15 protein-coding genes are annotated in these 20,190 nt (G+C 43.9%); 11 read left to right on the top strand and 4 right to left on the bottom strand.

From position 1 onward, the window contains the following. Positions 1–44: 44 nt before the first annotated feature. The gene (locus tag BMW86_RS04980; RefSeq protein ID WP_089779538.1) at positions 45–1,346 is read left to right on the top strand and encodes a cryptochrome/photolyase family protein; all 1,302 of its coding nucleotides are present in this window, start codon (positions 45–47) and stop codon (positions 1,344–1,346) included. Positions 1,347–1,378: 32 nt separating this feature from the next. Here BMW86_RS04980 and BMW86_RS04975 read toward each other — a convergent pair whose 3' ends face one another. Further along, positions 1,379–2,164 carry a 1,4-dihydroxy-6-naphthoate synthase gene (locus BMW86_RS04975; RefSeq protein ID WP_089779536.1) on the bottom strand — a complete coding sequence of 262 codons (786 nt, stop codon included), beginning with the start codon at positions 2,162–2,164 and terminating at the stop codon, positions 1,379–1,381. After that, positions 2,155–2,805, bottom strand: a complete 651-nt coding sequence (gene mqnB, locus BMW86_RS04970) for a futalosine hydrolase (protein ID WP_089779534.1) — start codon at positions 2,803–2,805, stop codon at positions 2,155–2,157. Before mqnB ends, BMW86_RS04975 begins: the two co-directional genes overlap by 10 nt. A 99-nt stretch (positions 2,806–2,904) precedes the next feature. Between mqnB and BMW86_RS04965 the strand changes: the two genes are divergently transcribed. The 3 genes from BMW86_RS04965 (at position 2,905) to fabD (ending at position 5,009) form a co-directional block, all read left to right on the top strand. Then, entirely contained in the window at positions 2,905–3,321 is a 417-nt protein-coding gene (locus BMW86_RS04965) for a 6-pyruvoyl trahydropterin synthase family protein (RefSeq protein WP_089779532.1), read from the top strand. Between the two features lie 29 nt (positions 3,322–3,350). Next, positions 3,351–3,953, top strand: coding sequence for a GTP cyclohydrolase I FolE (folE, locus tag BMW86_RS04960; protein WP_089779530.1), 603 nt, complete (start codon positions 3,351–3,353; stop codon positions 3,951–3,953). Positions 3,954–4,115: 162 nt separating this feature from the next. Next, a complete protein-coding gene (fabD, locus tag BMW86_RS04955; protein ID WP_089779528.1) occupies positions 4,116–5,009 on the top strand; it encodes an ACP S-malonyltransferase in 894 nt (297 codons plus the stop codon). Between the two features lie 32 nt (positions 5,010–5,041). Here the strand turns inward: fabD and BMW86_RS04950 are convergent, their stop codons facing one another. Next, on the bottom strand, positions 5,042–5,497 hold the full coding sequence (locus BMW86_RS04950; RefSeq protein WP_089783565.1) for a GNAT family N-acetyltransferase: 456 nt from the start codon (positions 5,495–5,497) through the stop codon (positions 5,042–5,044). Between the two features lie 70 nt (positions 5,498–5,567). Here BMW86_RS04950 and BMW86_RS04945 point away from each other — a divergent pair, with 70 nt between their 5' ends. The 4 genes from BMW86_RS04945 to BMW86_RS04930 are packed head-to-tail and all read left to right on the top strand — an operon-like array spanning position 5,568 to position 10,539. Further along, a complete protein-coding gene (locus tag BMW86_RS04945; protein ID WP_089779526.1) occupies positions 5,568–6,065 on the top strand; it encodes a DinB family protein in 498 nt (165 codons plus the stop codon). 22 nt (positions 6,066–6,087) lie between these two features. Next, positions 6,088–6,783 (top strand): NUDIX hydrolase, encoded by a 696-nt coding sequence (locus BMW86_RS04940; RefSeq protein ID WP_089779524.1) that lies wholly within the window; start codon positions 6,088–6,090, stop codon positions 6,781–6,783. Next, a complete protein-coding gene (locus BMW86_RS04935) occupies positions 6,773–8,674 on the top strand; it encodes an ATP-binding protein (RefSeq protein WP_089779521.1) in 1,902 nt (633 codons plus the stop codon). Before BMW86_RS04940 ends, BMW86_RS04935 begins: the two co-directional genes overlap by 11 nt. Then, positions 8,626–10,539: a sensor histidine kinase gene (locus BMW86_RS04930; RefSeq protein WP_089779520.1), complete on the top strand. Its 1,914-nt coding sequence runs from the start codon at positions 8,626–8,628 to the stop codon at positions 10,537–10,539. The genes BMW86_RS04935 and BMW86_RS04930 overlap by 49 nt, the downstream gene beginning before the upstream one ends. Positions 10,540–10,626: 87 nt before the next feature. On the opposite strand, the gene BMW86_RS04925 is transcribed toward BMW86_RS04930, so the two are convergent. After that, positions 10,627–11,625 carry a beta-ketoacyl-ACP synthase III gene (locus BMW86_RS04925; protein ID WP_089779518.1) on the bottom strand — a complete coding sequence of 333 codons (999 nt, stop codon included), beginning with the start codon at positions 11,623–11,625 and terminating at the stop codon, positions 10,627–10,629. 141 nt (positions 11,626–11,766) lie between these two features. Between BMW86_RS04925 and ruvA the strand changes: the two genes are divergently transcribed. The 3 genes from ruvA (at position 11,767) to BMW86_RS04910 (ending at position 20,132) form a co-directional block, all read left to right on the top strand. After that, entirely contained in the window at positions 11,767–12,354 is a 588-nt protein-coding gene (ruvA, locus tag BMW86_RS04920) for a Holliday junction branch migration protein RuvA (protein ID WP_089779516.1), read from the top strand. Between the two features lie 35 nt (positions 12,355–12,389). Continuing rightward, the gene (gene sprA / locus BMW86_RS04915) at positions 12,390–19,634 is read left to right on the top strand and encodes a T9SS outer membrane translocon Sov/SprA (protein WP_089779514.1); all 7,245 of its coding nucleotides are present in this window, start codon (positions 12,390–12,392) and stop codon (positions 19,632–19,634) included. Between the two features lie 141 nt (positions 19,635–19,775). Beyond that, positions 19,776–20,132, top strand: a complete 357-nt coding sequence (locus BMW86_RS04910; protein ID WP_143056485.1) for a hypothetical protein — start codon at positions 19,776–19,778, stop codon at positions 20,130–20,132. Positions 20,133–20,190: the final 58 nt, after the last annotated feature.

Below are 20,190 nucleotides of genomic sequence, written 5' to 3'. Positions count from 1 at the left end.
CTGATTGTGTACGTGTAACCGAGAACTGCAAAACTACCCACTTTATGCCTGCAACAGTAAATTTATGCTGGTTGCGCCGTGATCTGCGTCTGCTTGATCAGGCCGCGCTATACCATGCTTTAAAGTCCGGCAACCCTGTAGTGCCGGTATTCGTATTTGATTCCTATATTCTTAATGATCTTGAAGATAAACATGACCGCAGGGTTACATTTATCCATGATACACTGGAAGAACTACAGGGACAACTGGCCCGGCTGGGAAGTACAATGGACGTATTTTACGGTACTCCCACAGAAGCTTTTCAGTATTATATAAAAGAGTATGATGTAAAGGAGGTATTCGCCAATATCGACTATGAACCTTACGCTACAAAGAGGGATGCCACTATCGCTAAAATGCTGAAAGCAAAGAATATCTCTTTCCATCAGTATAAAGATCAGGTGATATTTGACCGTAACGAAGTATTGAAAGATAATGGAGAACCCTATACAATCTTTACTCCCTACAGTAAAAAATGGAAGGACTTATTAAACGATTTTTATCTGCGTCCTTATGCTACAGAAAAGTATTTCGGCAACTTTTATAAGCAAAAAATTAAAAAGATTCCGGCATTGCGTACACTCGGCTTCCAGGCTGGTGAACGGCATTTTCCCACAATAAAAGTAAAGGATAGCCTGATAGAAAAATACGATCAGACACGTGACTTCCCGGATCTGCCAGGCACTTCCCATCTTGGATTGCATCTGCGTTTCGGGACAATAAGTGTACGCGAACTGGCAGAAAGAGCAACACATCTGAACGATACATTCCTGGGTGAATTGATATGGAGAGATTTCTTTCAGATGATCTTATGGCATTTCCCGCATGTAGTGAATCAGTCGTTCCGTAAGGAGTATGACAACATCAAATGGCGTAATAATGAAACAGAATTCAAACGCTGGTGTGATGGAGAAACAGGATACCCGATTGTAGATGCAGGCATGAGAGAACTGAATACAACAGGTTTTATGCATAACCGTGTACGAATGATTACCGCCAGCTTTTTAACGAAACATCTGTTGATAGACTGGCGCTGGGGAGAGGCTTATTTTGCTAAGAAATTACTGGATTATGATTTGTCTGCAAACAATGGAAACTGGCAATGGGCAGCAGGTTGTGGCTGTGATGCAGCACCTTATTTCCGGGTATTTAACCCTGCATTACAAACACAAAAGTTCGACAAGGATTTAAAGTATATAAAAACCTGGGTACCTGAATTTGAAGAGCTGACATATGTAAAACCAATCGTTGTGCATGAAGATGCACGTAAGCGAGTACTGGAAGTATATAAAAAAGCATTGGGATAAAGAGGCTGTTATAAACAGCCTCTTTATTAATATTATCTGTTAACCGCCATCAGCCTGTCTACCGCTGCTTTACCAGCTTCACCCAGTCCAAGACTGAAATCATTTACATACAGATCTATATGCTGGCGCATCACCTTTTCATCCATTTCCTGTGCATGTTCAGTCACATAAGAAGAAAGAGAAGGATAGTGCTGATAGGAATATTGTAAGCTGTCGTGAATCAGCTGATCAACTTCCTGTTTGATATGATCAGGAATATCTTTGCGTATAAATATCCCTCCAAGAGGTATAGGACTGCCTGTAGTATTTTCCCAGTATTCACCCAGATCAATAATCTTTACCAGCCCTTTTAACTGATACGTGAACCTGTTTTCATGAATGATCACACCAGCATCCACACGTCCGTCCAGTACTGCATTTTCAATATCAGAGAATACCAGGATCTCTTTGTTTTTTGCTTCAGGATATGCAATAGAGAACAGCAGATTCGCGGTAGTGTTTTCTCCGGGAATCGCAATTTTGCAATCCTTGATTTTCTCTTCAGGAATATGTTCCCTGGCAATCAGTAATGGTCCGCAACCTCTTCCCAATGCGCTGCCGCTGTTCAGTAATTCGTACTGGTCTTTTACTTTCGCATATACACCAAAACTCAGTTTGGTAACAGCCAGTTTTCCCTGCATCGCCAGCTTGTTCAGTGTTTCCACATCTTCGAGCTGAGTCTTGAATGTTAAGCCTTTCGTATCAATCTTTTTGTTCACCATGGCATCGAAGATGAATGTGTCGTTAGGACATGGTGAAAAACCCAGTGTTAGTTCCATTGTTCAATATATTTAATCAATGATTCATTCAATGTTCTGATGGCAAGTGGAATGTTCCATTTGCTTTTATCCCTTACTTCTACATAGTTGGAAATGCTGCGGAGCTGTAAAAAAGGAATTTTCTCCAGTAAACAGGCATAATGAAAGGCGGCGCCTTCCATACTCTCTACTTCCGGTGCATATTTGTCTACCAGCAGGTTACGGGTACGTTCGCTGCCGCTTACGGTATTAATGGTAACACCCGATGCCCTGGGTAATTCCGGTATAAAAGGAAGATTATCAAGGGGATTAACCAGTTGTTTATTGGTAAAAGGAGGCATATCAGGTTGCCATAACTGTATGTCAAACAGGTCTTTAAAGGCATGATCGTCTTCCACACCCAGATCACCGAGCTGTTCTTTATCAATGATCACCACCTTGCCCATTTCCCAGGAATGGTCAAAACAGCCTGCAATACCAGCCTGGATCGCTATATCCGGGCGCAGTTTTGTGAGTTGTCGTCCCAGTTGGAAGGCGGTATGCATCATGCCAATGCCACCGATGAGCGTAGTTATCTGACAATCAGGATAGTTTTGTTTGGCCAGGTGGTCCAGAAACGGTTGTATTTCAAAAGGAGTGGCGGCCGTAACCAGTATTTTCATGGTGCAAATTTAGGGGTTTTTGATTAGTAAGGGGGGGGATAGTGTACAAAGGACTATTGGTCTAATTGTCGTACTTTTGCGGAAAATCAAAGGGTAATAATGATCTATTTAACGCGTGTGGAGAATTTCAATGCCGCGCATAAGTTGTCCAATCCTGCCTGGAGCAAGGAAAAGAACGAAGAGGTGTTTGGCAAGTGTGCTAATGAGAACTGGCATGGCCATAATTATGAGCTACACGTAACAGTAAAAGGAGATCCTGATCCTGAAACCGGCTTTGTGTTCAATGCTAAAACATTGGGTGTGATAATCAAAGACCAGGTAACAGAAAAGATAGACCACCGGAATCTGAATATGGATGTGGATTTCATGGCGGGTAAGTTTACTTCTGCAGAAAATCTGGCTATTGGCATCTGGGAGCAGTTAACGCCGCATCTGCCTGCTGGCGTGCATTTACATTGTATCAAGTTATATGAGACTCCACGCATTTATGTGGAGTATTTTGGTAATAGTAAGTAAGGATTTGTTAATTAAGTTTAATAATCGAGATGGCATATAGTAAGACAGAATCATATGATGAGAAGGTAACTTCCGGGCTTATCGAGAATTACAAAAACGCTATACATTTACTGGGAGAGGATCCTGAAAGGGAAGGGTTATTGAAGACGCCGGAACGTATGGCCAAAGCCATGCAGTACATGACGGTAGGTTATCAGCAGGATGCAAAGGCGATACTGGAAGGAGCGAAATTCACTGAATCATACAGTGAAATGGTGATTGTAAAAGATATAGAGCTGTATTCCATGTGCGAGCATCATATGCTGCCTTTCTTTGGTAAAGCTCATATTGCCTATATTCCTAATGGCTATATCACAGGTCTCAGCAAGCTGGCCCGTGTGGTAGACGTGTTTTCCCGCAGGTTACAGGTACAGGAGCGTTTAACGCATCAGATCCTGGATGCCATACAGGAAACTCTGCAGCCGGAAGGTGTAGCAGTGGTGATAGAAGCACAGCACCTGTGTATGATGATGCGTGGGGTACAGAAACAGAATTCTACGACTACCACCTCCGCGTTTTCCGGACAATTCCAGGATAACACTACAAGAAGCGAATTTTTACGGTTGATCAGCGCTAACCTGATCGGCAAGTAAAATTTAAGATATTCAGAACTTTAGACCCGGTGCTGTTATTGACAGCGTCGGGTTTTTTATTTTGATATATCACAAAGAGTATGAATATTTGCAATCCAATCACGAAGATATATGTAGAAACATTAATGCATATGTCTGGTTGGCAACCGTAAATCAATCCAGATGAAACACGCTTACGTTTTCCCGGGTCAGGGTGCCCAGTTTACCGGAATGGGAAAGAACCTGTATGACAGCAATCCCAAAGCAAAAGAACTGTTTGAAAAGGCCAATGAAATCCTTGGCTTTCGTATCTCAGATATCCTGTTTACCGGTACTGAGGAAGATCTGAAGCAGACAAAGGTGACTCAGCCAGCTGTGTTCCTGCACAGCGTAATCGCCTTTTTATGTGCAGAACCCGCTGCTAAACCGGATATGGTGGCAGGTCATTCCCTGGGAGAGTTTTCAGCGCTGGTAGCGAATGGGACACTTACCTTTGAAGATGCATTGCGCCTGGTATTTATCAGGGCTACAGCTATGCAGAAAGCCTGTGAAAAACAGCCTTCTACGATGGCTGCTGTACTGGGACTGGAAGATGCTAAGGTAGAAGAGATCTGTGCCGCAGTGAGTGAGGAGACAGGGGAAATAGTGGTTGCCGCTAACTATAACTGTCCTGGTCAGCTCGTAATTTCGGGAACAATAAAGGGAATAGAAATAGCTTGCGAAAGGATGAAAGCAGCGGGTGCTAAAAGAGCCCTGGTATTGCCTGTAGGCGGTGCTTTCCACAGCCCCCTGATGGCTCCTGCAAAGGAAGAACTGAAAGCAGCTATTGAACAGACTACTTTCAGTACACCCTCCTGCCCGGTATACCAGAACGTAGTAGCAAAGGCCGTAAGCGAACCAACTGCTATCAAACAAAACCTGATTGATCAGTTAACAGGTGCTGTAAGATGGACTCAGTCTGTACAGGCTATGGTGGCCGATGGCGCTACCAGCTTTACAGAAGCAGGTCCCGGAAAGGTATTACAGGGCCTTATCGGTAAGATTCAGAAAGATGCCGTAGTAAACGGAATAAGCTAATAATAGAAAAGGCTCCATATTGGAGCCTTTCTTTATACCGTAATACTTGCATTCCACCATTCCGGGTCGAATGTAGCACCGTATTTCTTATAGAAATTGATAGCAGGTTCATTCCATTCAAGCACCTGCCAGGCTATCCCGCCTAATTCTTTTTCACGGGCCTCTTCGATCAGCTTGTCAAATAGCTGGCTGCCAATCCCTTTGCCTCTATAGTCTTCACTTACTATAATGTCTTCCAGGTACATGCGGCTGCCCTTCCAGGTAGAATAACGGATATAATAAAGTGCAAAGCCGATAATGGTTCCTTCTGTATTAACAGCAGCAAATGCTTTCCATACCGGCTTTTCGCCAAAACCGGCGTTGGTAAAGTGTTCCAGGGTTACAGTAACCGCCTCTGGAGCCTTTTCAAATTCCGCCAGTTCCTGTATAAGTTCCAGTAACCGGGGACAGTCTTCTCTTCGTACATCCCTGATGGTAACAGCCGACATATTCTTTTGATTATTTGTATGTGAGTAATTTTTGGTATTTTGTTGAAGGTAGTAAACAAAACTAATATCCATGAAGGATATCCTGCTTAGTTACACAGCTTATAATATTTGGGCAAACGGTAAGATGATAGAAGTATTAAAGAAGTTACCGGAATCTCAACTGGATCATGAAACAGGCAGTAGCTTTGGTAGTTTGCGCAAAACCGCCTATCATATGTGGGATGTGGAAAGTCTCTGGTATCAGCGGTTGCATCTTGCAGAGCAGGCTGTAAAACCTACAGACGGCTTTGATGGATCTTTCCAGGAAGCCTGCCGCTTATGGCAGGAGCAATCACAATCGTTCCTGGAATGGGTGAAAAAAGCAACCCCGCTGAAGCTGGAACATGTGGTGGCTTATTATGATACACGGAAACAATATGGCAAATCAACCGTTATAGAAATACTGATGCAGGTGTTTAATCATGCCACTTATCATCGGGGGCAGCTGGTAACTATGTTGCGACAGGCCGGTATTAACAAGATTCCCGTTACGGATTACAGTGAATTCGCGAAGAACAGGAAACTGTAACGACGCAGACAATAATATTTCAATGAGTGCACAATCATTTTATGCAAATGTCCCTCAGCACCTGGTAGCAGTAGATTGTATAATTCTGGGTTTTGAAAATGGTAAGCTGAAACTATTGATCATGCAGCGGAAAGTAGATCCTATGCAGGGAGAATGGTCATTGATGGGAGGCTTTTTACAAAATGAAGAAAGCGTTGATGAAGCTGCCGGCAGGGTGTTGAGACAAACGACCGGTCTGGAGAATATCTACATGGAACAACTGGCCTGCTATGGTAATGTAAGACGTGATACAGGTGCAAGGGTTATTTCCATGGCTTATTATGCATTGATCCGTATCACAGAACATGATCACTTCCTTGCACAACAATATGCAGCCCACTGGCTGGAATTACACCAGATACCGGAACTGATTTTTGACCACCGGCAAATGATTGCCGATGCACTTAAAAAACTGCGTGAAAATGCTCATTTTCATCCCATTGGCTTTGAGTTACTACCGGAAAAGTTCACTCTTTCCCAGCTGCGCAGCCTGTACGAAGAGATTTATCAGCATGAACTGGATAAACGTAACTTCAGGAAGAAGATCCTATCAATGAACATACTGGAAAAACTGGAGGAGAAGGATAAAACCACTTCCAAGAAGGGGGCATATCTTTATCGTTTTGATAAGCAACAGTATGAAGAGTTAAAAAGAAGAGGATTTGTTTTTGAGATTTAACTTCAAATACTTTAGCATCAAAAAGACCACACTATTATTTTGCTTAATAATTTTTTTCGGGTGCTTTACCCGGTATCCAGACCTTTCTGCGCAGCAAAAAGTTGATAGCCTGAATAAGCTCGCATCACAATATCTGTATCGTCAGCTGGATACCTGTTTCTTTTACCTGTCTGCCGCCAGGAATGCCGCCCGTGAGAGCGGGTACAAAAAAGGAGAGGCGCAGGCTTACCGCACACTGGGTACTTATTATGGTTACCGGGAGAACGGTTACCTCTCTTTCCGCTTTTACCAGGATGCATTGAGAACCTATGAAGCATTGGGGGATAGTGCCGGTATGTGTCTGTTGAATATGGATATAGGTATTTACTACCAGTTTGAAGGTAAACATCAGGAGGCTTTACCCTACATAAAAAAGTCCATAGATATTAGTCGCCATATACGCAAGGACCGCCTCTATTTCCCTGTACTTACCGCATACTACTTTATATACCGCTTCGATAGTGTACATGCTAATGACGCTATAAATGCATTGCGTGCTGCCCGCAGGCTGGCTGATAAATACGGGGATGTAGGTATGGTCTTGCAGACCGGTATGCTGGAAGCAGATGAGTTACTGGACAAGGGAGATACCGCTAAAGCAATAGCTCAGTTGTCTGCAATTACAGCAGAAGCTTTGCGCAGAGGATCTGCTTATCATGCTATATACGGGCTTTCGCAAATGGCGGAATATAAAAGTTTACAGCATCAGGCCGATTCCCTTCATTATTATCGGCAGGTCATGGTGAACATTGCGATGATGACAGGATACCGTGAGTCAATATTGGCAGAGGCACTGGACCTCTACTCCTATTATGAAGAACATGGACCGGCAGATTCTCTCACACATTACAGCAGTGTGATAGCAGAAATCATGGAAAAACAGGATAAGAGCAAAACACAAGGAGAACTGGATTATGTAGATTACTATATGCAGAAAAAACAGTTAAGAGAACTGCAACTGCAGCACGATTATCAGCAGCAACTGCTGGAAAGAAAAACAACTGCAAGCCGCGACAGATATATCATTATCATCACTCTCATCATATTACTCCTGTTAACTGTTTTATTGCTGATAGAAGTAAACCGTTCTCACCGTCGTTCAGGAAAAAATGCAAAACACCTGGGAGAAAAGAACCGCGAGATCAGTGATAAAAATATACTGCTGCGTACGCATGATGATTTTAAAAATAAACTGATAAGCCTCATTGCTCACGACTTTCGCGGGCCACTGATCCACATTACAGATATCACTTCCCTGTTAAAAGATGAGTTGCTGACATTTGATGATGCAGCAAAATTATTCAAAAGACTGGAAAGTAATTCAGAACATACACTACATGTATTTGATAATATTTTGCGTTGGATAAATTCCCAGTTAAGTGGATTCGTATATACACCTGTACCATGTCGCCCTGCAACCATGATCAGAGAAGCATTAGAGGCATTGAAAGACGGTTGTGAAGAAAAATCTTTGCAAATAAACATGCAGTTGCCGGAAGAAATTCTTTTGCTGGCAGACAGGGAAATGTTACAGTTTGTACACCGTAACTTGTTGCACAACGCTGTAAAGTTTAGTCTTGCCTCAGGCACTATTCACATTTTTGCAACGAGGCAAAACGGAGCACTCACAGTATGTTTTAAAGATGAAGGAAAAGGCATACAGCCAGAAGTCCTGGCGCGTATATTCGAATACCAGGATACCCCCAGGAGCAACGGTGGTGCTGGTCTTGCATTGATTATCTGTAAAGATTTTATGGATAAGATGAACGGAACGATACAGGCAGTTAATAACCGGGATAAGGGATGTACATTTTCATACACCTTGCCGGTGATAAAACATCAGATACCGTGAGAATATTCCATTACATATTGATCCTGTTATTGATGTTCGCCGGTTCACTCTCTGCGCAGAACAAGGTAATTCATGAACTAAAGCAAACCCTTGCTACAAAAAAAGACAGTATTGGTTATGTAAATGTATTGAACCAGTTAGGTATGCAGTATCACCTGAGCAATGCAGACAGTTGTTTCCTGTTCTCCGTACAAGCCCGTGATATAGCTACCCGCCTGAAATACAAAAAAGGCATGGCCGATGGCCTCAATAACCTCAGCATCTTTTATGCACTGAAAGCCAACATGAAACAGGCTATTGAATACGACTATAAAGCCTTGTTACTATACCGCCAGTTAGGTGATTCTGCGAACGTATGCCAGGTGCTGATGAACAGTAGTGTATATTATAACTATGAAGGGAGTGACCCTATCGCAGAAATATTCCTGCAACAGGCCATGAACATGGGCAAACACCTGCCCAATGATTCAATCTACGGATTAGTACTGATCAATTACGCTATCCATTTTGGCGGAGATAGCCTCCGGCAGGATTCAGTGTTGTGGGCCATTCAAAAAGCAAAGGAGATCCTGGCTAAATATCCGGGAAGCAGGAATCATTACTACATAGAAGCAATTGAGGCTGATGAATGGATGAAGAGGGGAGAAGCTGACAGAGCTGTGAAAAGGATCAATCAACTGGCCGATCAGGCTATTAGTGAAGGGTTAATTTTCGTTGGAATTGATATGTTGGAGCATATTGAAACCTACACTAAAAACGGACATAATACAGATATAATACCCTATAAAGAAAAGATCTTCGCGTTGGCGGAACAGGCAGGGTATACAGACCTGATCTTACCTGCCATAACCAGTTTATACCACTACTACGCAAATAAAAAAGACGCAGCTAAAACAGCAACCTATGGAAAAGAGCTGTACGAATTAGTTCGCCGCCGGCAGGAAATGAATAATAATATACAGGTAAATCACCTGGATTACTTTCTCAAGGAACAGGCATTAACGGAATGGCAATTGAGCAACAAAGTACAAAAGGAGAAGATCGCAAAAACCAACATGAAAAAGGAACACCGGCAGATACTGATCGGGCTTTTATCAGGCGTATTGTTGTTATTGGGAGGATTTACTTTCACCCGTTACCGCTCTTACCGTAACCTGCGGCAGCAGGAATTGCTCATGGCAGATATGAACACCGCCATTTCAGAAAAGAACAAACAACTACAGATCAATGATGATTTTAAGAATAAACTGATTGCTATCATTGCCAATGATTTCAGAGAGCCGCTCAACAACATTATAAAGGTGGCCGTGATGTTCCGGAATAATGCTGGCAAAGAAGTATTACAGGAATTGATAGATCAGGTAGATGTTTCTTCCCGCAATACCCTGGTTGTTTTCGATAACATATTAAGATGGATAAAGTCCCAGTTATCCGGGTTTGTTTACAGCCCTATGGCTTGCCCCCTGCTACCCTTTTTCGAAGAGATCCTGCAGGGTATGGCGCCGGCGCTGATAACCAGGCAAATCTCAGTCGGACTGAATATAGCCGATGATATCCTGCTGGCAGGAGAATCGGAAATGTTACAGTTTGTGAACCGTAGCCTCTTATATTATGCAGCTTCATTCTCGCCTGATAATCATACAATTGGTATCATGGCTGTAAAGGAAGCCCACCAGGTGAAGGTAACGCTCACTTCTACGGCTCCGGAGGTTACAGCAGAGATGGCGGCCCATTTATTTGTACATCAGGAAGGGATCACAATGGTGATCTGTAAAGACTTTATGGATAAGATGGGAGGGCAGATATGGGCAGAGAAAACAGAAACACAGTTACAGTTGGTATATACACTGCCGTCTTTTAACTAAAGATTTGGGTGCAGGGAGAAGCCCTGCAAAACTCCTTCAAATTTTTTTGTGATGGTGCGAAGCACCACCACAAAAAAATAACTATAATTACTTACTATCGTATGCCCACTTCAGATAACTGGCTCCCCAGGTAAACCCACCACCAAATGCGGCCAATACCAGGTTATCACCTTTTTTAAGCTGTTTTTCGTAGTCCCACAGGCAAAGAGGAAGTGTGCCCGCAGTGGTGTTACCATAGCGTTGGATGTTCATCATCACTTTTTCTTCTGGCAGTCCCATCCGGTGTGCCGTAGCATCAATGATACGTTTGTTGGCCTGGTGAGGTACCAGCCATGCAATATCCTCAGAAGTCAGGTTGTTACGCTTCATAATGTCATGAGCAGCTTCAGACATATTACCTACTGCATATTTGAATACCATTTTACCTTCCTGGTACACATAGTGTTCCCTGTTGGCAATAGTTTCAAGGGTAGCTGGCTGTGCAGAACCGCCCGCTTTCATGTGAAGGTACTCACGGCCATGACCATCGCTTTTCAGGATGCTGTCTATTACGCCATATCCTTCTTCGTTAGGTTCCAGCAGTACGCCGGCACCACCATCTCCGAAAATGATACAGGTAGTACGGTCGGTGTAATCAATAATGGAACTCATTTTATCGGCTCCTATTACCATTACCTTCTTATAACGGCCACTTTCTATGAATCTTGCACCGGTGTCCAGGGCATAGAGGAAACCTGAACAGGCGGCGGCTATATCAAATCCAAAGGCATTTTTAGCGCCTATCTTATCAGTTACAATGTTAGCTGTTGCGGGAAATACCATGTCTGGTGTAACAGTAGCTACTATCAGCAGGTCTATTTCTTCCGGGCTAATCCCTCTTTTGCGGCATATTTCCAGCGCAACGGGTACACATAGCTCAGAGGTTCCCATCTTATCGCCTTTCAATATTCTCCTTTCACTTATCCCTGTACGGGTAATAATCCATTCGTCTGTAGTATCAACCAGTTTTTCCAGTTCTTTGTTAGAAAGCACGTAGTCGGGTACATAGCCACCTACCGCCGTAATAGCGGCCGTTATTTTAGTCATATTAGAAATATAGATGTTTTAAACGAGGGCGTAAAAATACATAAGAATTTGGAAATCGTAGGATAAGAAATAAAGAGGGGGGTAGTTCCTGCCTCCTTCTTGCTAAATTTTTACTAGGTTTGCCAAACATTTTATATCTGTATGATTGCTTACCTCAATGGAAAACTGTCCTATAAATCCCCTGCCATGGTACATCTTGATGTGCAGGGCGTGGGATATGAAGTGCAGATCAGTCTCAATACCTATTCTCGCATACAGGCGCTGGAAAGCTGCAAATTGCTGGCTTACCTCCATATAAAGGAAGATGCTCATACCCTGTATGGCTTTTTTGACGAAGCAGAACGTAGTATGTTCCTGTTACTCATGGGGGTATCCGGAATTGGCGCCAATACCGCCCGTATGATGTTGTCTTCTTTACAACCGGAAGATATCCAGCGGGCCATTACAATGGAAAATGAAAAGATGCTGGAAAGCATTAAGGGAATAGGGGCTAAAACGGCTAAACGCCTTATACTGGAACTAAAGGACAAGTTTAAGAAACAAAAGGATATTGGATATCAAATATCTGTTACGTCAAACAATACAATGCAGGAAGATGCGTTAAATGCATTAGTCACACTGGGAATTGCACGAAATGTAGCAGAACAGGCTATTTCCAAAGTACTTAAAGCAGAACCACTATTGGAAGATCTGGAAGGGCTGATTAAAAAATCCCTGAAAGGTCTTTAAACATTTACCCTGACCTCTATAAAAACCTATTTCTCTTGTCAAGAAAGACATATTTCGGTGCTATAGCAGTAATAGGAGTTGCATCTTTTTTTATTGTTGACACTGCAGCAAGAAATCGTTCGGGTTATACCAACAATGATCGTACCAATTGGCAACCAAAACTGAATACTGATACCACGGCTAAAGATACCGTTGTAAAGAAGGATACTTTGAAATATCCCATCAAAGACCGCTATGGTACCAGTATCACAGATCCTGTACAAAATAAAATGGATCTGAAAGATCCTGCCGGTATCTCAAAAACAGTTGATTACGACCCGATTACCAAAGAATATACAGTCACAGAGAAAATAGGAGACCACTACTACCGCAATCCTACCTACCTGAGTTTCGACGAATTTTACAAACTGCAATCCCAGAAAAGTGAACAGGACTACTGGCAGAAAAGAGCCAGCACACTCGGCTCCCTGAACCAGAAAAGTGATGGACCAGAACTCTACAAGGGAAGTAAACTATTCGACAGGATCTTTGGTGGTAACAAAGTGGATATCAAGCCACAAGGTAGCCTGGAACTAACCTTCGGCTACGAAGGCCAGAACATCAAGAACCCGGTACTGACAGAACAGGCCCGTAAAACCGGCGGCTTTGCGTTCGATATGAATATCAATATGAACGTAACCGGTAAAATCGGGGACAAACTGAAACTGATCACCAACTATAATACACAATCTACCTTCGACTTTGAAAACCAGGTAAAACTGGAATATACCGGTTACGACGACGAAATCATTAAAAAGATAGAAGCGGGAAACGTGAGTTTCCCTTTACGCAGTTCACTCATTTCGGGTGTACAATCCCTGTTTGGTATCAAAACCCAGCTACAGTTTGGCCGTTTAACAGTGACCAGCGTACTGTCCAATCAGAAATCACAGAAACAAAACCTGCTCGTTAAAGGTGGTAGCCAGGTACAGGACTACTCCATAAAAGCAGATGAATATGAAGATAACCGCCACTTCTTACTGGCGCAGTTCTTCCGGGATACCTTTAATTACTCCATGAGCAACCTGCCGGTGATCCGTTCCCTGGCATATATCAACCGCATAGAGGTATGGGTGACCAACAAAACAGGTGCTACTACCAATACAAGAGATATCGTGGGTTTGATGGACCTTGGGGAGTACAATCCGTATAGCCCTAACGTAACCCCGTTATCAAACTCTCACCTGCCGGCCAACGGTCTTAATAATCTGTATGCTACCATGGCTGCCAGTCCTGCCAGTCGTTATACAGGTACCGTTGTAAGCCAGTTACAGGCTAACGGGTTTCAGGGTGTACAGGACTATGAAAAAACATTTGCCCGTAAACTGGACTCCTCAGAGTATACCGTCAACAGGCAATTAGGCTTTATCTCCCTTAATCAGCAGTTACAGGCCGATGAGGTACTGGCTGTTGCATATCAATATACTTATAACGGACGTGTATACAATGTGGGGGAGTTCTCACAGGATGTACCACCCGACCAGACTAACAGCGCCAATCAGAAGATCCTCTTCCTGAAATTGCTGAAAGCTACTTCTGCCCGTCCTAATCTGCCTATCTGGGACCTGATGATGAAGAACATCTACTCTACAGGAGCATATCAGATTAACCGGGCCGACTTTAAAATGGATGTATACTATAAAGATCCGGGTACAGAAACACGTGCACCCAGTGATAAACGTTATCTGCCGGATGCCAAAGGTCAGTGGGCAGGGGCACCGTTGATTACCATCCTGAACCTGGACCGTCTGAATAACCAGAATGACCCACAACCGGATGGGGTATTTGACTATGTGGAAGGTTATACGATCAATTCTCAAACCGGCCGTCTCATGTTCCCTCAGCTGGAACCATTCGCCGGTGGAGTGCAAAAAGCTTTTGAAGGAGATGCAACCCTTGAGAAGCAATACCTTTTCAGAGTGTTGTACGACTCCATCAAAGTAGTGGCACAGCAGTTCCCGCAATTGAACAGATACATTATCAAAGGTTCCTATAAATCCAGTAACTCCTCAGAAATTCAGCTGGGAGGTTATAACATACCCCCCGGTTCCGTAACGGTAACGGCAGGTGGTCAGCAACTCCGTGAGAATGTGGATTTTGTGATAGATTATAACCTGGGACGTATCAAAATCATCAATTCCGGTATCCTGAACTCCGGTCAGGCTATCAATGTACAGTTTGAAAACAATGCGGCCTTCGGTACACAGGTAAGAAATTACTTTGGTACCCGCCTGGATTATGTGGTGAATGATAAGTTAAGCATAGGGTCTACCATCGCCAGGATGAGTGAACGTCCTTACTACCAGAAAGTGAACTATGGGGAAGATCCTATCAAGAATACCGTAGTAGGTTTCGACGTAAACTATAACTCTCAGTGGAAAGGGCTTACCCGGTTTCTGAATAAATTACCTAACTATAAGAGTACCACTCCTTCAAATATCATGTTCACCGGTGAGGTGGCGAAGTTGTTCCCAGGCCACAGTAAGCTGGTAAATGCATCCGGTAGTAACCAGGGACAGATTTATATTGATGATTTTGAAGGGTCACAGAGTGGGTACGACCTCAAATTCCCGGCTACCAGCTGGGCATTGGCGTCTACACCAAAAGATGCATCTGACAGTACCGGTGTCATTATGTTCCCGGAAGCGAATGCCAATGATCAGCTTACTTATGGTACAAACAGGGCTAAACTGGCCTGGTATATTATTGAACCTACCTTACAGATCCCCAGTTCCGGAGGTTTGCCGGCAGGTATCACTAAGGATGATCAGTCAGATCCCCGTGTACGCCTGGTATACCAGACAGAAGTATTTGCCAACCGCTCTACCGATTTCGGACAAAGCCAGCTGAGTACATTGGACCTTGCTTATTATCCAACAGAAAGAGGTCCTTATAACTATACGGCTGGTGCAGATAGTATAGATGCAAACGGTAAACTGCGTTCGCCTAAAAAGAAATGGGCAGGTATTATGCGCTCCATCGATAACAGTGACTTTGAAACACAAAACGTAGAGTTTATCGAATTCTGGATCCAGGACCCTTTCATCAAAGAACCTAACAGTAACGGTGGTCAGCTCTATTTCAACCTTGGTAACGTTTCTGAAGATATCCTGAAAGATTCCAAAAAGTTCTTCGAGAACGGGATGCCAAATCCCATTACCGACCTGGCTAAAGTAGATACTTCCATCTGGGGCCGCACACCTAAGTTCCAGCAGCAGATTACCCAGGCTTTTGATAATGACCCTGAAATCCGCAAGTACCAGGACATTGGTTATGATGGTTTACAGGATAATGATGAAGCGGTATTCCGTAAAAGCTACCTGGACAGACTGGCGGCTAACTTTGGAATAGGATCTCAAATCTATAGAGAAGCACAGGCCGACCCGTCTAATGACGATTACAAACATTACCGCGATTACGCCAATACACCTATTCTGCAGCGTTATAAGAAATACAGCAATCCGGAAGGTAACTCCCCGGTTTCTACCAATGCTGCTTATTCTACCGCTGCCACAAATATTCCGGAATCAGAAGACCTGAACAGGGATAACACCCTCAACGAAACAGAAGAATACTTCCAGTACCGCGTGAACCTGAAACCAAACATGGTGGTGGGTACCAACTTCATCGTGGACAAGATCGTTGCAGATGTTACCCTGGCCAACGGTACCAAGACTACCGAAAACTGGTACCAGTTCAAAGTACCGGTGAATGGCTTCGACAAAAAAATAGGTAGCATTCCGGATTTCAAATCCATCCGCTTCATGCGTATGTTCCTGACCGGTTTCGAAGATTCTGTAGTCGTTCGTTTCGCTAAACTGCAACTGGTACGTAACCAGTGGCGCCAGTATGATTATAAATTACAGGCAGGCGATCCTGTTCCAAACGATGATGCTACTTCCTTTAATACTTCCGCTGTAAACATAGAAGAGAACTCCTCCCGCAAGCCTATACCATATGTATTGCCTCCGGGAGTAGTGCGTCAGAATACAGTAAGCACCAACAATACCACCCTGCAGCTGAATGAACAGTCCATGTCCTTACAGGTATGTGACCTGAAAGATGGTGATACCCGTGGTGTTTCCAAAAATCTGAACATGGACCTCCGCCAGTACAAAAGACTGCAATTAGATTTGCACGCAGAGGCTATGAACGATGCAAACTCCCTGAAAGATGGTGAACTGCGTGCAGTGATCCGTATGGGTAGCGACTTCGTTGAGAACTATTACGAATATCAGGTACCCTTGAAAGTGACTCCCTGGGGCAGCAATAACAACCAGGTAATCTGGCCGGATGCCAATAACGTAGACCTGGACCTTTCAACGCTTACCCAGCTGAAACAACGCCGTAACCAGTGTGATACCTGCTCTCCTTTAAAACCTTACACCGAACAGAATGCGAATGGTGGTTATATAAGTGTGATAGGTAACCCTAACCTCGGAGATGTGAGGACTATGTTACTCGGTATCACCAATCCTAAAAATGACGGACTGCCAAAATGTGGTGAGGTTTGGTTCAATGAACTACGCCTGTCCGGGCTGGATGAGAAAGGTGGTTACGCCGGCTTGGGACGTGTGGATGTACAACTGGCAGACCTGGGTACAGTTAGCGTCTCCGGTAATATGCACACCGCCGGATTCGGTAACCTGGACCAGCGCGTAAATGAACGCTTCCGCGATAACTACCTGCAATACGATGCTGCTGCTAACCTGGACCTGGGTAAACTGTTACCTAAGAAAGCAAGCCTTAGCATCCCTGTATACGCCGGGTACTCCCAGGCAGTAAGTCGTCCGGAATACGACCCTTACGACATGGATATTAAACTGAAGGATAAGCTGAGAATGGCAAGAAGCGCTTACGAAAGGGATTCCATCAGAAGAGCGGCAGAGGACTTCACCTCTATCAAGAGTCTGAACTTTACCAACGTACGTAAGCTGAACCTGAACCGTAAAAAGAGCCACCTCTGGGATATCGAAAACTTCGACATCAGCTATTCATATTCACAAACACTAACGCATAGCCCTATTATAGAAAACGACGTACTCACCAAACATCGCGGTGGACTGGGATACAATTTCAGCGGCCAGAGTAAGTTCTATCAGCCGTTCAAGAAACTGTTCAAAACCAAAACGCACTGGCTGGACCTGATCCGCGATTTCAACGTGAACTATGTTCCTTCTCTCATCAGTTTCAGGGCAGACGTTACCCGCCAGTTTGGTGCTACCCGCATCAGGAACGTGGGAGGGGACGGTACTTTTAAACTGCCGGAAACCTATAATAAGTACTTTACTTTCGATCGTTACTACGGCCTTAAATGGGATCTTACCCGCAGCCTGAGCATAGATTTCAATGCGGTAAACAATGCCCGTATCGATGAACCAGCCGGAAGATTGAATACAAAAGCGAAGAAAGATTCCCTCTGGAGTAACTTCTTCAAACTGGGCAGGACCACCAACTATTTCCATACGCTGAACGCAACCTACACACTGCCTACTTCGAAATTCCCGCTGTTAAGCTGGACGAATATAGCACTGGGTTACTCTGCGGAATATCGTTGGACAGGGGCTTCCCTGCTGGCTCAATATCTTGGTAATGCCATAGAAAATACCCAGCAGAAAACGATCATGGCAGAGTTTAAGTTCTCTGACCTGTACAACCGTTCTAAGTTCTTAAGAGCGATCAACAACTCCGGTAATAAGAATAAACCTAACCAGCAACAGAATCAACAGGGCATGAATGGCAACAAACAACCGCCAGGCAAGCAACCTGCCAAACAGGAAACTACCCCGGAGATTTCTCCTATCCTGAAAGCTGTGCTGAAACCGTTGTTGTCTATCAAGCGTATTAATGTGGACTACTCCGAAAACGGGGGTACAAGATTGCCGGGTTATATAGACAGTACCAAAATACTGGGTATGAACTGGGCAAGCATGGCACCGGGTATTCCATTCGTTGCAGGTAAACAGCCGGATAAAGCCTGGTTGGATAATTTTGCAAAGAGAGGATTGATCACACCAGATACATTATTTAACGTCCAGTATCAACAGCAGTTTACACAGCGTCTGCAAATCCAGGCACAACTGGAGCCGGCAACAGACCTGCGTATAGATCTGAATGTTACCAAGTCATTTACTAAAACACATACAGAGTTGTTCAAGAACCTCAGCGATGACGGCTTTGAACATCTTAGTCCATACGATGCCGGTGGATTTGAAATCTCTTACCTGGCAGTAAAAACCATCTTCGGAAAAATAGATTCAGAAACAGGGACCACGAAAACCTTCTCGGATTTCCAGCGTTACCGTCAGACGATCTCTTCCCGCCTTGGTGCATTAAACCCTTATAACCAGGATCCGGCAGTTCCTATTAATGATCCTAAAGATCCGAACTACCGTTATGGTTATGGCCGTTATGCACAGGATGTACTGGTTCCTGCCTTCCTGGCTGCCTACACCGGTAAAGATCCTGAGAAGATAGGCCTGCTGAAAAATGGTGGTGCTACCAGCGTTCGTAGTAATCCTTTCAGTAACTACTTACCAAGACCCAACTGGCGTATTACTTATAATGGCCTTACCAAACTGGAACCATTCAAAAGTATCTTTACCAATGTCTCTTTAACACATGCTTATGTAGGTTCACTGAGCATGAGTTCTTACAATACCAACCTGTTGTACGAAGATCCCCGGCTGGCTGGTTACCCTGGCTTCGTTGATACAGTATCCGGTAACTATGTTCCATACTTCATGTTGCCGAACATCACCATGACAGAGCAGTTTGCGCCGTTGCTGGGGGTAGATGTAACGCTTACCAACAGCTTGAATTTAAGGGTAGAATTCAAAAAGAGCCGTTCCCTCAGTCTTAGTCTGATCGATTACCAGCTGACGGAATTACGCTCCAGTGAAATCACCATCGGTGGTAGCTACCGCTTACGTAACGTTAAATTCGCCTTCCTGGGGCCACCTAAAGATGGCAAGAAGGTGCAGAACGATATGAACTTCAGACTGGATATGAGCTTCCGTGATGATAAGACCGTAAACAACAGACTGGATGCTGACCTGGTAATCCCTACCAGCGGACAGAAAGTAATAGGTATCTCACCATCGATAGATTATGTGGTCAATAACCGCCTCAACCTTCGCTTCTTCTATGACCGAAGGCAGACGATACCGGTTATCTCCACAGCTTACCCGATTACGAATACAAGGGGAGGACTCACACTACGATTTATGTTAGCACAATAATACTGGGTGCAGGGCGAAGCCCTGCAAAACTCCCTTCAAAAAAATAGAGATGATGCGAAGCATCATCTCTATTTTTTTGCCCTAAAAGAGTCTACTGATAATTATCATTTCTAATTAATTGATCTTCCCTAACTTTACGCCGTGAAATATTTTTTCCTCATATCCGTCCTGACCGGGTTGTTGTTGCAAAACTTCAACCAGTTCGTGATTATGCTGGAATACAAAATCAATTTCAGCTACGTTGCGAACGTACTGTGCGAAAACAGGGATAAACCTGAAATGCACTGTAATGGTAAATGTCACCTCAGGAAGCAACTGGAAAAAGATCAGCAACAGGAGCGTAACAGTACCTCAGCAAAGGAACAGGTAGTCTTCATAGATGACCTCATCACCTTTAACTTCGAGCCTTTAGCTCCTTTTACACTGGTAACCGCTTTTTACCAGGACCCTGCGCTGCACAATCCTTCCTTCTCTTTCTTTCGCCCCCCACAAGCTTAGTTGATATACAGATGAATAATGTTCATTCGCTGATAACTATATCGGCGAGTGCACTCAC

This window comes from Chitinophaga sp. YR573 (genome assembly GCF_900110995.1).
Classification (GTDB): Bacteria; Bacteroidota; Bacteroidia; order Chitinophagales; family Chitinophagaceae; genus Chitinophaga.
This window is presented reverse-complemented; position numbering and strand designations above follow the sequence as displayed.

What these genes read in the sequence shown, in the direction of transcription:
- BMW86_RS04980 (WP_089779538.1), top strand. Translation starts at nt 45, where the DNA reads ATGCCTGCAACAGTAAATTTATGCTGGTTGCGCCGTGATCTGCGTCTG.
- BMW86_RS04975 (WP_089779536.1), bottom strand. Translation starts at nt 2,164, where the DNA reads ATGGAACTAACACTGGGTTTTTCACCATGTCCTAACGACACATTCATC.
- mqnB (WP_089779534.1), bottom strand. Translation starts at nt 2,805, where the DNA reads ATGAAAATACTGGTTACGGCCGCCACTCCTTTTGAAATACAACCGTTT.
- BMW86_RS04965 (WP_089779532.1), top strand. Translation starts at nt 2,905, where the DNA reads ATGATCTATTTAACGCGTGTGGAGAATTTCAATGCCGCGCATAAGTTG.
- folE (WP_089779530.1), top strand. Translation starts at nt 3,351, where the DNA reads ATGGCATATAGTAAGACAGAATCATATGATGAGAAGGTAACTTCCGGG.
- fabD (WP_089779528.1), top strand. Translation starts at nt 4,116, where the DNA reads ATGAAACACGCTTACGTTTTCCCGGGTCAGGGTGCCCAGTTTACCGGA.
- BMW86_RS04950 (WP_089783565.1), bottom strand. Translation starts at nt 5,497, where the DNA reads ATGTCGGCTGTTACCATCAGGGATGTACGAAGAGAAGACTGTCCCCGG.
- BMW86_RS04945 (WP_089779526.1), top strand. Translation starts at nt 5,568, where the DNA reads ATGAAGGATATCCTGCTTAGTTACACAGCTTATAATATTTGGGCAAAC.
- BMW86_RS04940 (WP_089779524.1), top strand. Translation starts at nt 6,088, where the DNA reads ATGAGTGCACAATCATTTTATGCAAATGTCCCTCAGCACCTGGTAGCA.
- BMW86_RS04930 (WP_089779520.1), top strand. Translation starts at nt 8,626, where the DNA reads ATGTACATTTTCATACACCTTGCCGGTGATAAAACATCAGATACCGTG.
- BMW86_RS04925 (WP_089779518.1), bottom strand. Translation starts at nt 11,625, where the DNA reads ATGACTAAAATAACGGCCGCTATTACGGCGGTAGGTGGCTATGTACCC.
- ruvA (WP_089779516.1), top strand. Translation starts at nt 11,767, where the DNA reads ATGATTGCTTACCTCAATGGAAAACTGTCCTATAAATCCCCTGCCATG.